Consider the following 12,651-nt stretch of genomic DNA (forward strand, 5'->3'; position numbering starts at 1 on the left):
TCGGCCGGACGATCGTCCGCCCATCCTACGCGGCCGGAGACGACGACGGGCGCCCCACCCGAGGGTGGGACGCCCGTCCTGCGGCGTGCGGCGTGGGTCCGGGGACGCGCACCGCGGCCGGGATCACTCGGAGGCGGCGGCCTTGAGCTTGGAGCCGGCGGTCACCTTCACGGAGTGGCCGGCCGGGATGGTGATCTCCTCGCCGGTGCGCGGGTTGCGGCCGGTGCGCTCCTTGCGCTCGGTGCGCTCCACGGCCAGCCAGCCCGGGATCGAGACCTTCTCGCCCTTCTTGACCTGGGCGGTGAACACCTCGAAGAGGGCGTCCAGCACATCGCTGACGGCGGCCTGGGTGTTGCCGGAGCGCTCGGCGACGGCGGCGACGAGTTCCTTGCGGTTCATGGCCATGGGTCCTCCCTATGGGACGTCGGTTACGGTTCCCGGGCCGTTCGGACCGGGCTGCCAGTTGTGAACGTACCACCTCTCCGCGGGCGAATCGCCCCCTGAACCGCGAGAATCCGCGATTTCCCGTGACCCGGGTGGCCCTCATCCCCGGGGCACGACGACGGCGGCGCCCCTCCTGAGGAGGGACGCCGCCGTCGCGGTGGTGCCGAGCGCCCGGAGACCGGGCCTCAGGTCACCAGGAGGACTTGGTCACGCCGGGCAGCTCGCCACGGTGCGCCATGTCGCGGAAGCGCACACGGGAGATGCCGAAGCGCTGGAAGGTGCCGCGGGGGCGACCGTCGATGGCGTCGCGGTTGCGCACGCGGACCGGGGAGGCGTCGCGGGGCAGCTTCTGCAGGCCCAGGCGGGCGGCCTCGCGGGCCTCGTCCGACGCGTTCGGGTCCACGAGGGTCTTGCGCAGCTCGAGACGCTTCTCGGCGTAACGGGCCACGATGGCCTTGCGCTGCTCGTTCTTGGCGATCTTGGACTTCTTGGCCATCTCAGCGCTCCTCTCGGAAGTCGACGTGCTTGCGGACCACCGGGTCGTACTTCTTCAGGGTGATGCGGTCCGGGTTGTTCCGGCGGTTCTTGCGGGTCACGTAGGTGAACCCGGTGCCGGCGGTGGACTTCAGCTTGATGATCGGACGAACGTCCTTGTCCTTGGCCATGTCAGAGCTTCACTCCCTTCGCGATCAGGTCCGCCACGACGGCGTCGATCCCGCGCACGTCGATGGTCTTGATGCCCTTGGCGGACAGCGTCAGCATGACGTTGCGGCGCAGGGAGGGGACCCAGTAGGTCTTCTTCTGGATGTTCGGGTCGAACCGGCGCTTGGTGCGACGGTGCGAGTGGGAGATGCTGTGGCCGAATCCCGGCCCAGCCCCGGTTACCTGGCAGTGAGCTGCCATGATCACTCCTCGTGGCAAGTAGTAGTAAAAGGACGGGCGGAACCCGCATGGCGGCGAGCCGCGGACCTGTCCGCGGACACCTGTTGTGAGCCCCGCCCCGGGTGTGGACACCGCACTCTTACTGCGACTTCTCGAAAAGGTGGACCAGGCTGGGTGAGAGCCAACCGAAGTTCCTTATGGGATCGCTGGTGTGGACGGTGAGCCCCGGTCCGCCCTGAGGGCGTCCCGGGATCCGGTCTGCGGGAGCGCGTTGCTTTTCCGACCCGCCGTCCGCCCGGTCACCTGACCGATGGAACGACGAGAACAACGCGGCGTGCGCCGTCCCACCTTACGCGAACCGTGGGCGTCGCTTCAACTCGACGGGGGGCGCCTGTGGTATGCGCACGGTCCTCGGCTTCCAGGACCGCTCCGCGCGCGCCACGGCGCGGCCACGGGCGCTGGGCCGGCCCACCCCTTCCGGCGCGGATCAGGCGACCGACGCCCCCAGCAGCGAGCCCACCGCGAAGGTCAGGCCGAGTGCCAGGGCGCCGCCGAGGACGACGCGCACGGCCGCCCGCAGCGCGGGCGCGTCGCCGAGCCGGGCCCCGACCCAGCCGGTGACGGCGAGGGCCACGAGGGTGACGCCGAACGTGAACGGGACGCGGAGGCCCACCGGCGCCAGGACGACCGTCAGGAAGGGCAGCAGCGCGCCCACGAGGAACGCGAGGAAGGACGCTCCGGCGGCGGCCCACGGGCTGACGACGTCCTCCTCCGCCATGCCCAGCTCCATGCGCAGATGCGCGGCGAGCGCGTCCTTCTCGGTGAGCTCCCGCGCGGCGGCCTCGGCCGTGGCCCGGCTCAGGCCGTCCGCCTCGTAGAGCTGCACGAGCTCCTCCAGCTCGCCCTCGGGATCCTCCTCGAGCTCACGGCGCTCCTTGGCGATCAGCGACTTCTGCGAGTCGGAGGACGAGGAGACGGACACGTACTCGCCCAGCGCCATGGAGAACGCGCCGCCGACCACGGCGGCGGCGCCGGCCAGCAGGATCGGGGTGAGCGCCGTCGTCGCACCGGCGACACCGACGACGGTGGCCGCGACGGACACGATGCCGTCGTTGGCGCCGAGCACGCCCGCGCGGAGCCAGTTGAGGCGGGCATGCACGCCGCCGGCGGCGTGCGGCTCGTCGGGACCGCCCGGCGGGAGCTGATCGGCCCGGGGCGAGGACTGTTCAGACGTGTGCGACATGTCTCCATGGTCGCGGCGTGGGGCGGGGCGCGCCAGGCAGGTGAGGCGTTCCTTCGGGCGGGGACGCCACGACACCCGGTCTCGCTGTTGCCAGGATTGTTCAACAACAGCTACCGTCTCCCCCAGCGCCTCGTGACGCCCGTCACCTCGCCTGGCGCCCTCGACGAAGGTGACCACCGTGTCCCACGCAGACATCCCCCACGCCGGGCCGGACGGCTCGACCCCCTCGGGCACCGCACCGAAGACGGACTCCCGTGCCGCGAGCGCCACCCGGCGCACCGCACTGCTCGGCGCCATGTTCCTCATGGCCACCTCGGCCATCGGCCCCGGCTTCATCACGCAGACCGCCACGTTCACCGTCCGGATGGGCGCCGCGTTCGCGTTCGCCATCCTGGTCTCGATCCTCATCGACATCGCCGTCCAGATGAACGTGTGGCGCGTCATCGGCGTCTCCGGCATGCGCGCCCAGGAGCTGGCGAACCGCGTCCTGCCCGGCCTCGGCTGGGTCCTCGCCGCGCTCGTGTTCCTCGGCGGCATGGTCTTCAACATCGGCAACATCGCCGGCACCGGCCTCGGCGCGAACGCCATGCTCGGCGTCGACCCCCTGATCGGTGGCGGCGTCTCCGCGCTCATCGCGCTGCTGATCTTCCTCTCCAAGCGCGCCGGCGTGGCCCTGGACCGGATCGTGGTGGCGCTCGGCGCCGTCATGATCCTGCTGATGCTGTACGTGGCCATCACCTCCGCCCCGCCCGTGGGCGAGGCCCTGCGCCAGTCCGTGATGCCGGAGGAGGTCGACTTCTTCGTGATCGTCACCCTCGTGGGCGGCACCATCGGCGGCTACATCACCTACGCGGGCGCCCACCGCATGATCGACTCCGGAGTGAAGGGCGTGGACGACGTCCAGGACATCACCCGCAGCTCCGTAGCCTCGATCCTCGTGACCGGCCTGATGCGCGCCCTCCTGTTCCTGGCGATCCTCGGCGTCGTCGCCTCGGGCGCGGTGCTGTCCAAGGACAACCTGGCTGCCTCCGCCTTCCAGGCCGCCGCCGGCGACATCGGCCTGCGCATGTTCGGCATCGTCCTGTGGGCCGCCGCCGTCACCTCCGTGATCGGTGCGTCGTACACCTCGATCAGCTTCGTCACCCGCTCCACCACCAGCGCCCGCACCCGCAACCTGCTGACGGTCGCCTTCATCGTGGTCTGCACCGCCCTCTACCTGGCCCTGCGCCAGGCACCGCAGACGCTGCTCGTGTTCGCCGGCGCGTTCAACGGCATGATCCTGCCGGTCGGCTTCGCCGCCCTCCTGTACGTGGCCTGGCGCCGCCGCGACCTGCTGCACGGCTACCGCTACCCCGGGTGGCTGCTCGTGATCGGCGCGCTCGCGTGGATCGTGTCCGTGTTCATCGCGGTGCGCGGGTTCATCCCCATGGTCGAGATGATCACCGGTGCCTGAGATGACCACGACGACGCCGCTGCCGCCGCTGGACGCCGCCACGACCCCCGCGCAGGCCCGCGAGCGGTTCCGCGCGGGGCTCGTGCGGCCGACCTCGGGGATCGCCGACGGCTACGCGCAGGCGAACCTCGTCTCGATCCCGCAGGACCACGCCTACGACGTCCTGCTCTTCGCCCAGCGCAACCCCAAGGCCCTGCCGCTGCTCGGCGTGTTCGAGGCCGGCGAGGTCAACGGCCCCGCGCTGGACGGCGACGTCCGCACGGACGTGCCGCAGTACGTGGTGTACCGCAACGGCGTCGAGACGGACCGCCCCACGGATCTGCTCGACGTGTGGCGGGACGACCTCGTGACGTTCGTGATCGGCTGCTCGTTCACCTTCGAGTCCGCCCTGGTGGCCGAGGGCATCCGGATGGCCCACCAGGACGCCGGCGTGAACGTGCCGATGTACCGCACCACGCGGCGCTGCGCCTCGGCGGGCCGCCTCTCGGGCCCGCTCGTGGTCTCGATGCGCCCCATCCCCGCCGACCGCGTGGCCGACGCCGTGCGCATCACCTCCCGCTACCCCGCGGTGCACGGCGCGCCCGTGCACGTGGGCGACCCGGCCGGCCTCGGGATCACGGACCTGTCGGCACCGGACTTCGGCGACGCCGTCGAGGTCCCGCAGGGCCACCTGCCCGTGTTCTGGGCGTGCGGGGTGACGCCGCAGGCGGCGATCATGGAGTCCCGCCCGCCGCTGGCCATCACGCACGCGCCCGGGCACATGCTCATCACGGACCTGCCGGACCGGATGTTCCAGGTCCCGTGACCGTCCGGGCCCGGGGAGGCGGTCAGTCCCCCACGGCGGCGAGGTGCGCCAGGACGAACTGCTCCGCCTCGTCCAGGTAGTCGCCGAACACGGCGTGCACCGCGGGGAGGTCGCCGGCCAGCAGCCGCTCCACGATCCACCGGTTGCGGTCCGCGAACTGCACGTGCAGGCGCGTCTGCTCGTCCATGGGATGGAACGCCAGGCGCACGCGGGCCTGCACCGACGCCATGAGCCGCGTGAGCTCGGGGGCGCCGGCCAGGTCCACGATGCCGACGTGGACGCGATGGTTGGCGTCGCCCAGGACCCGCGCGGGGGTGTCCGGGCCGCCCGAGAGCAGGTCCTGGGCACAGCGCAGCTGGCGCGCCGCACCGGGGGTGAGCTCGCCGTGTTCGAGGGCGCCGAGCTGGATCACCCGACGCGTGCGGTACAGCCCACGCACGTCCTCCGGACCCGGCGCCGCCACGAACACCCCGCGGTGCGGCCGGCGCTCCACGAGGCCCTCCGAGGCCAGCATGGTGAACGCCTCGCGCAGGCTGTTGCGGCTGACCTGGAGCTCGGCGGCCAGCGCCACCTCTCCCAGTCGCTCCCCCGGCACGAGCCCGGCCGCCGCGATCCGCTGCCGCAGCTGTGCGGCCGCGGCCACGGGAGCCGGAGCCGGGGCGGACTCGCCGCCGCCGACGCCGGGCGCGAGGCCTTCCCCGGTGACACCGCCGCGCGCCGGCACCCTCACGCCCCCAGCCGGGCGATCGCCTGGCCGCGCGTCACCGAGGCCGGGGTCTCGGCCACGAGGAGCTGGATCCGGCCCGCACGCGGGGCACGGATCGGCGTCTCCATCTTCATCGCCTCGACGATCGCGACCGTGTCACCCTCGACCACCTCGGCGCCGTCCTCGACCTTCCACGAGGCCAGGGTGCCGGTGACCGGCGAGGCCACGGCGCCGTCGTCGTCGGGCTTCCCGGCGCCGGCAGCGCCGGCCGGGGCCGCGGCACCCGCGCCGCCGCCTCCGAGGAGGGCCGCGTAGAGATCGGCGGGCAGGCCCAGGCGCACGGCGCGGCCGTCCAGCTCGACGGTGACGGCGGTGCGGCCGCCGGCGGGCACCTCGGCGCTCAGGTAGGGGGACTCGGCCAGCGGCTCGGCGAACTCGGACTCGATCCACGTGGTGTAGACGCCGAGGCGGTCCCCCGAGGTGAAGGCGTCCTGCTCGAGCACGGCGCGGTGGAACGGCACCACGGTGGGCACGCCGTCGATGCGCAGCTCGGCCAGGGCGTCGCGGGCGCGGGCGACGGCCTGGGCGCGGTCCTCGCCCCACACGATGAGCTTGGCGAGCAGGGAGTCGTACTCGCCCGGCACCACGGAGCCGGTGCGGACGCCGGAGTCCATGCGGACCCCGGGGCCGGTGGGGGCCTCGAACGCGTCGATCGGGCCGGGCACGGGCAGGAAGCCGTACGCCGGGTCCTCGGCGTTGAGGCGGAACTCGAGGGCGTGGCCGCGCGGCGTCGGGTCCTCGGGGATGCTCAGCGGCTCGCCGGCGGCGACGCGGAACTGCTCGCGCACCAGGTCCACGCCGAAGACCTCCTCGGTGACCGGATGCTCCACCTGCAGGCGGGTGTTCACCTCCAGGAAGCTGATGAGGCCGTCCGGGGCCACGAGGTACTCGACCGTGCCGGCCCCGGTGTACCCGGCGGCGCGGCAGATCTCGCGGGCGGAGGTGTGGATGCGCTCGCGCTGCTTGTCCGTGAGGAACGGCGCCGGGGCCTCCTCCACGAGCTTCTGGTTGCGGCGCTGCAGGGAGCAGTCGCGGGTGCCGAGCACGGCCACGTGGCCGTGCTCGTCGGCGAGGACCTGGGCCTCCACGTGGCGGGGGCGGTCCAGGAAGCGCTCCACGAAGCACTCGCCGCGGCCGAACGCGGCGACGGCCTCGCGGACGGTCGCCTCGAACGCGTCCTCGACGTCGCCGAGCTCGCGCACCACGCGGATGCCGCGGCCGCCGCCGCCGAAGGCCGCCTTGATGGCGATCGGCAGGCCGTGCTCCTCGGCGAACGCGCGCGCGGCGGCGGCGTCCGGCACGGGGCCGTCCGAACCCGGCACGAGCGGGGCGCCCGCCTGCTGGGCGAGGGAGCGGGCGGTGATCTTGTCGCCGAGGGCGCGGATGGCGTCCGGCGACGGGCCGATCCAGGTCATCCCGGCGTCGATCACGGCCTGCGCGAAGTCGGCGTTCTCGGAGAGGAAGCCGTAGCCCGGGTGCACGGCGTCGGCGCCGGCGCGGCGGGCGACGTCGAGGACCGCGTCGATCTTCAGGTAGGTGTCCGCCGAGGACGCGCCCGGCAGGTGGAAGGCCTCGTCCGCGACGGCCACGTGCAGGGCGTCGGCGTCCGGATCCGAGTAGACGGCGATCGAGGCGATGCCGTGGTCGCGGGCGGCGCGGGCCACGCGCACGGCGATCTCGCCGCGGTTGGCGATGAGCACCCGCGTGACGGGGCGGGCGGCGGGGGTGGTGGTCATGCGGGGGTCTCCTCGGAGGGCGATGCGGAGTCGACGACGGTCTCGGCGCCGGGGCGGGGATGGGGGACGAAGCGGACGCGGGCGCCCGGCGGCAGCTGGGCCGCCAGGCTGAGGTCCGCGCGGGCCACGACGCCGATCACCGGGTAGCCGCCGGTGACCGGATGGTCGGAGAGGAACAGGACGGGCTCACCCGAGGGCGGCACCTGCAGCGCGCCGCGCACGGCGCCCTCGGACTTCAGCTCGCCCTCCCGCACGCGCTCGAGCGGCGCGCCGTCGTCGGGGGCCGTGAGGCGCACGCCGATCCGGTCGGTCTGCTGGCTCACGTCCCAGTCCTGCGTGAACAGGCGCTCCAGGCCCGCCTCGCCGAACCAGTCGTCGCGGGGGCCGGGGACCACGCGCAGCACGGCCACCTGGCCGGGCGCGGGCATGGGGCGCAGCGCGGTCTCCGGGTCCCCCACCATCACGACGCCGACCTCCTCCGAGGCGGGGACGCCGGCGGCGGTCGGGCTCGCGGCGGAGGCGCCGGCGGCGCCCCTCGCATCCGGGCCGGCGCGACGGGCGAGGCGGTCCCCCGCCGTCAGCGGGGCGGGGCCGAGCCCGGACAGGGTGTCGGTCGAGCGGCTGCCGAGCACGGGCGGCACGTCGATCCCGCCCCGGAGGCCCACATACACGCGCAGGCCGCCGACCGGCTCGTCCACCGTCAGCGTCTGGCCGTCCAGCACGACGAACGGGGTGCGGGCGGGCACCCGGCGCGTGGCGCCGTCGGCCGCGGTGATCGTCCCGCCGGCCTCGGCGCCGGCCAGGGCCATCACCTGGTGGCCGTGCGCGGTGAGGGTGAGGCCGCCCAGGACGGTCTCCAGCACCGCCTCGCGTGAGCGGTTGCCCACGAGCCGGTTCGCCTGGCGTGCCGCGTCCCGGTCGGCCGCGCCGGACGCGACGACGCCGAGGTCGCCCAGGCCCGGGCGGCCCAGGTCCTGGACCAGGGTCAGGAGCCCCGGGTCCACGACGGTGACGCCGCGGCGGCCGGCCACGGACGGGAGGCCGGCCGCGGCGTCGGCGGGCGGGGTGGCGTCGACCGCCGCGTCCGTGCCGGAGGTGACGGACGCCGTCGGGCGCACGGGGACGTAGCGGACACGGTCGCCGGGCTGCAGCAGGGCGGGCTGCTCGCGGCCGAGGTCCCACAGGGCCGCGGTGGTGTGTCCGAGGAGCTGCCAGCCGCCGGGCGAGGTGCGCGGGTAGACGGCGGAGAAGGCCCCGGCGACGGCGACGGCGCCTGCCGGGACGGCCGTGCGGGGCGAGCTGCGACGGGGCGCCTCGAACGGGGCCGCCTCGGAGGCGCAGTACATGAACCCCGGCGCGAAGCCGCCGAACGCGGCGAACCAGTCGGCCTCGCTGTGGGCCCGGATGACGCCGTCGACGCCGAGCCCGGTGAGCCGGCCGACCTCGGCGAGGTCCTCACCGTCGTAGACCACGGGGATCTCGACTATGCGGCCCCCCGTCAGCTCACCGGTGTCCGGGGTGAGGGTGCTGACCCGCGGTGCGGCGTGCTCGGCGGCGGCCTGCGAGGTGAAGGTCACCAGGACGGTCGCGGCGGCGGCCATGACCTGGCGCTGGCCGCGCGCCGGGTGGGCCGTGAGGTGGGCGTGGACGGCCATGACGTCCTCGAGCGAGGCGCACTCGACGAGGAAGCCCTGCGTGCCGACCCAGCGGATCGGGCGGGCCGGCGGTGTGGCGGCGGGGTGACGTGGGGCGCTCATGCGAAGGCCTTGATGGACACGCCCGCGCCCTCGAGCGCGCGGCGCACGGCCGCGGCCATGGCCACGGCGCCGGGCGTGTCGCCGTGCAGGCAGATGCTCTCGGCGTCGACGCGCACGTCCGTGCCGTCCACCGCCGCGACGACGCCCTCGGTGGCCAGGCGCACCATGCGGGCGGCGACGGCGTCCTCGTCGTGGAGGACCGCGCCGGGCTCGCGGCGGGAGACGAGCGTGCCGTCCGGGTTGTAGCCGCGGTCCGCGAAGGCCTCGGCGACGCCGCGCAGCCCCGCGGCGGCCGCCTTGTCCAGGGCGACGGAGCCGGGCAGGAGCAGCAGCGGGAGGTCGGAGCCGAACGCCCTGACGCCGTCGACGACGGCCTGGGCGTGCGCCTCGTGACGGACGATCGTGTTGTAGAGGGCGCCGTGCGGCTTCACGTAGCGGACCCGGCCGCCGGCCGCGCGGGCGAGCGCGTCGAGGGCGCCGATCTGGTAGAGGACGTCGTCGGCCAGCTCGGTGGGCGTGCAGTCCAGGAAGCGGCGGCCGAAGCCGGCGAGGTCGCGGTAGCCCACGTGCGCGCCGATCGTGACGCCTGCGGCGACCGCGTCACGGCAGGTCTGGGCGATCCCCGAGGGATCGCCCGCGTGGAAGCCGCACGCGACGTTGGCAGAGGAGACGGAGGGCATGATGGCGGCGTCGTCCCCCATCGTCCACGAGCCGAAGGACTCGCCGACGTCGGAGTTCAGGTCGATCTGCGGCGCGTGAGACACGGTGCAGTCCTCTCGGATCGGGCCCGGCTGAGGTGCCGGTCACACAATCTTGAGGCATGAAGGATGATTGTTCAACAATCCCCGGCGCGTCCTGCTGGCGCTCACCCGCACCACATGCCAACGCGGGTTGAGTTGTCGCGGGTGTCCCAGCCCGGGACCCGCGACAACTCAACCCGCGTTGCGGACCGGGCCGGGCGACCTCACCGCAGCGGCGTGTGCTCCGGGTCCACGCGCTCGCCCTCGCGCACGGGCCCGGGTGCGGTGCCGCCGCCCCACGGGTCCCCGCCGAACGCCTCACGCCCGTGCTCGCTCAGCCAGCTCGTCAGCTCCGGGCCCGCGGGCACGATGCGCGTCGGGTTGATGTCCTCGTGCACCACGTAGTAGTGCTCCTTGATCTGCGCGAAGTCGATCGTGTCGCCGAAGCCCGGGGTCTGGAACAGGTCGCGCGCGTAGCCCCACAGCGCCGGCATCTCGGTCAGCCTGTTCCGGTTGCACTTGAAGTGCCCGTGGTACACGGGGTCGAACCGCACGAGCGTGGTGAACAGCCGCACGTCGGCCTCGGTGATCCGCTCCCCCATCAGGAAACGGCGCGTCGACAGGCGCTCCTCGAGCCAGTCCATCGCGGCCCACAGCCGCTCGTACGCGGCGTCGTACGCCTCCTGCGAGCCCGCGAAGCCGCACCGGTACACGCCGTTGTTCACCTCGGTGAACACGCGCTCGATCACCTCGAACATCTCGTCCCGCTCCGGCCCGGCGTCGGGGATCAGCTGCGGGGCGCCGTCGCGGTGGAACGCGGTCCACTCCGTCGAGAGGTCGAGGGTGATCTGCGGGTAGTCGTTGGTCACGACGCCGCCCGTCGGCACGTCCACGATCGCCGGCACCGTGATGCCCCGCGGGTAGTCCGGGAACCGCGTGAAGTAGTTCTCCTGGAGCCGCTCGGTGCCCAGCACGGGGTCCTTCCCGCCCTCGTCGAGGTCGAAGGTCCAGGACCGCTCGTCGTGGGTCGGCCCCGGGGTGCCCAGCGAGATCGCGTCCTCCAGGCCGAGCAGGCGCCGCACGATGATCGTCCGGTTCGCCCACGGGCACGCCCGCGCCGCCACGAGCCGGTAGCGGCCCGCCTCGACGGGCCACGCCTCGGCCCCCTCGGTGAGCCCGCCGCCCACGCGGCCGACCGTGGACGGCTCGGCCACGGGCAGGGCCCGCACGGCCTCCGGATCCGCCACGATCCGGTCCGCGATGTAGTTCGTGTCCCGCGTGAACTCCGCCCCGGACTGCACGTAGTTGCCCGTGAACCCCTCGCGCGTGTCGATGGTGCCGCGGTCCGCGGCCTGGCCGGTCTGCTGGTTCTCCATACACTCGAGCCTATGACGACGACCACCGCCACGCCCGGCCCCACGCCCGCCCCGCTGGTGCGCTGCGTGACCGCCCAGAACCCCTCCCCGATGACCCTCGCGGGCACCAACACGTACGTGGTCGCCGCACCGGACTCGGACGCGGCCGTCGTGGTGGACCCGGGTCCGGAGGACGACGTCGCCGCCCACCTCGAGCGCGTCCGTGCGGCGGCCGAGGGGCGCCGGATCGCGCTCATCCTGGTGACGCACCGGCACGCCGACCACACCGGCGGGGTGGACGCCTTCCACGCGGCCACGGGCGCCCCCGTGCGCGCCGCGGACCCGGACTGGTGCCGCGGCGGGGCCGCCGTCCTGACGCCGGACGAACGGATCGACGCCGCCGGCACCCCGATGCTGGCGTGGCACACCCCGGGCCACACCTCGGACTCCTACTCGTTCGCCGTCCCGGACGCGGGCGCGCACGGCGCGGTCATCACGGGCGACACCATCCTCGGCTCGGGCACCACCATGCTCGACCACCCGGACGGCACCCTCACCGACTACCTGGCCAGCCTGCGCCGCCTCGAGGCGGCGGGCCCGCTCACGGTGCTGCCCGCGCACGGGCCCGTGCCGGGGCCGCTGGACGTCGTCGCCCGCGACTACCGGCACCACCGCGAGGGCCGCCTGGAGCAGATCCGCGCCGCCCTGGCCGCGCTGCCCGAGACCGAGGCGGCGACGATCACGCCCGAGGACCTGGCCCCGCGCATCTACCCCGGCCTCACCGGCACCGTGGCCCGCGTGGCCGTCCAGACGGTGGCCGCGCACCTGCGCCACCTGCGCGAGGGCTGAGCCCCTCCGCCGCGGGCCCGGCCCGCACTACGCTGACCTCAGACCCGTCCCCTCGACCCCGCGGAGGCACCCCATGACCATCCTCGTCGGCTACGCCCCCTCGAAGGCCGCGGACGCCGCTCTGGACACCGCCCTGGACATCGCCCGCTCCACCGGCGAGCACGTGGTGGTGGTCAATGCGGGCCCCGGCGGCGAGCACCGCACCAAGTCCCTCGTCACGGAGGAGCAGCAGCGCGGCGTGCAGGCCCGGTTGGACGCCTCCGGCGTGACGGCCGAGTTCCGCCAGTACGCGCGCGGCCGGTCCACGGTGGAGGAGATGAAGGACGTGGCCGCGGAGCTGGACCCGTCCATCGTGGTCATCGGCGTGCGCCGCCGCGGCGGCTTCGGCCGGTTCGTCATGGGATCGGTCTCGGACGAGCTGCTGCAGGAGATCGATCAGCCCGTGCTGTGCGTGAAGGAGTACCGGCAGTACGGGGACCACACGCCCGAGGCCGTGAGCCACGTCGCCGAGACGGACCCGGCCACCCACGGCCTGCCCGCGTCCGAGCCGATGGCCGAGCGGCGTCGGCTCACGCCCGTCGATCCCGGGGACCCGACGCTCGAGCGCTGAGCGCTCCCGCC

The 12,651-nt window shown here is 74.1% G+C and carries 14 protein-coding genes; 4 read left to right on the plus strand and 10 right to left on the minus strand.

Going from position 1 to position 12,651, the window contains the following annotated elements:
• Nucleotides 1–123: 123 nt before the first annotated feature.
• From AC0VX0_RS09645 to AC0VX0_RS09665, 5 genes are all read right to left on the minus strand, one after another.
• A complete protein-coding gene (locus tag AC0VX0_RS09645) occupies nt 124–405 on the minus strand; it encodes an HU family DNA-binding protein (RefSeq protein WP_002858339.1) in 282 nt (93 codons plus the stop codon).
• 229 nt (nt 406–634) lie between these two features.
• Nucleotides 635–940 carry a 30S ribosomal protein S14 gene (gene rpsN, locus AC0VX0_RS09650; RefSeq protein ID WP_002858338.1) on the minus strand — a complete coding sequence of 102 codons (306 nt, stop codon included), beginning with the start codon at nt 938–940 and terminating at the stop codon, nt 635–637.
• Between the two features lies 1 nt (nt 941).
• Nucleotides 942–1,109: a 50S ribosomal protein L33 gene (gene rpmG / locus AC0VX0_RS09655; protein WP_002858336.1), complete on the minus strand. Its 168-nt coding sequence runs from the start codon at nt 1,107–1,109 to the stop codon at nt 942–944.
• A gap of 1 nt (nt 1,110) precedes the next feature.
• Complete coding sequence (gene rpmB / locus AC0VX0_RS09660; RefSeq protein ID WP_044658835.1) at nt 1,111–1,347, minus strand: 50S ribosomal protein L28; 237 nt, start codon at nt 1,345–1,347, stop codon at nt 1,111–1,113.
• 466 nt (nt 1,348–1,813) lie between these two features.
• Entirely contained in the window at nt 1,814–2,569 is a 756-nt protein-coding gene (locus AC0VX0_RS09665; protein WP_396829981.1) for a VIT1/CCC1 transporter family protein, read from the minus strand.
• Between the two features lie 169 nt (nt 2,570–2,738).
• Between AC0VX0_RS09665 and AC0VX0_RS09670 the strand changes: the two genes are divergently transcribed.
• Both AC0VX0_RS09670 and AC0VX0_RS09675 read left to right on the plus strand, forming a co-directional pair.
• Entirely contained in the window at nt 2,739–4,022 is a 1,284-nt protein-coding gene (locus AC0VX0_RS09670) for an NRAMP family divalent metal transporter (RefSeq protein WP_041104497.1), read from the plus strand.
• A complete protein-coding gene (locus AC0VX0_RS09675) occupies nt 4,015–4,827 on the plus strand; it encodes a putative hydro-lyase (protein WP_102708537.1) in 813 nt (270 codons plus the stop codon). The genes AC0VX0_RS09670 and AC0VX0_RS09675 overlap by 8 nt, the downstream gene beginning before the upstream one ends.
• Nucleotides 4,828–4,849: 22 nt before the next feature.
• Here AC0VX0_RS09675 and AC0VX0_RS09680 read toward each other — a convergent pair whose 3' ends face one another.
• The 5 genes from AC0VX0_RS09680 to AC0VX0_RS09700 form a co-directional block, all read right to left on the minus strand.
• Nucleotides 4,850–5,557: a GntR family transcriptional regulator gene (locus AC0VX0_RS09680; protein WP_095694948.1), complete on the minus strand. Its 708-nt coding sequence runs from the start codon at nt 5,555–5,557 to the stop codon at nt 4,850–4,852.
• Nucleotides 5,554–7,329: an acetyl/propionyl/methylcrotonyl-CoA carboxylase subunit alpha gene (locus AC0VX0_RS09685; RefSeq protein ID WP_102708536.1), complete on the minus strand. Its 1,776-nt coding sequence runs from the start codon at nt 7,327–7,329 to the stop codon at nt 5,554–5,556. The genes AC0VX0_RS09680 and AC0VX0_RS09685 overlap by 4 nt, the downstream gene beginning before the upstream one ends.
• On the minus strand, nt 7,326–9,086 hold the full coding sequence (locus tag AC0VX0_RS09690; RefSeq protein WP_336638539.1) for a 5-oxoprolinase subunit B/C family protein: 1,761 nt from the start codon (nt 9,084–9,086) through the stop codon (nt 7,326–7,328). The genes AC0VX0_RS09685 and AC0VX0_RS09690 overlap by 4 nt, the downstream gene beginning before the upstream one ends.
• Nucleotides 9,083–9,850, minus strand: coding sequence for a LamB/YcsF family protein (locus AC0VX0_RS09695; RefSeq protein ID WP_145015394.1), 768 nt, complete (start codon nt 9,848–9,850; stop codon nt 9,083–9,085). Before AC0VX0_RS09695 ends, AC0VX0_RS09690 begins: the two co-directional genes overlap by 4 nt.
• 200 nt (nt 9,851–10,050) lie before the next feature.
• Complete coding sequence (locus tag AC0VX0_RS09700; RefSeq protein WP_336638540.1) at nt 10,051–11,202, minus strand: glutathione S-transferase family protein; 1,152 nt, start codon at nt 11,200–11,202, stop codon at nt 10,051–10,053.
• A 12-nt stretch (nt 11,203–11,214) separates the two neighbouring features.
• Between AC0VX0_RS09700 and AC0VX0_RS09705 the strand changes: the two genes are divergently transcribed.
• Both AC0VX0_RS09705 and AC0VX0_RS09710 read left to right on the plus strand, forming a co-directional pair.
• A complete protein-coding gene (locus tag AC0VX0_RS09705) occupies nt 11,215–12,030 on the plus strand; it encodes an MBL fold metallo-hydrolase (protein WP_070708537.1) in 816 nt (271 codons plus the stop codon).
• Nucleotides 12,031–12,103: 73 nt separating this feature from the next.
• Nucleotides 12,104–12,640: a universal stress protein gene (locus AC0VX0_RS09710; RefSeq protein WP_060774870.1), complete on the plus strand. Its 537-nt coding sequence runs from the start codon at nt 12,104–12,106 to the stop codon at nt 12,638–12,640.
• The last annotated feature ends 11 nt before the right edge of the window (nt 12,641–12,651 follow it).

It is taken from the genome of Micrococcus sp. iso_26, from assembly GCF_056172975.1.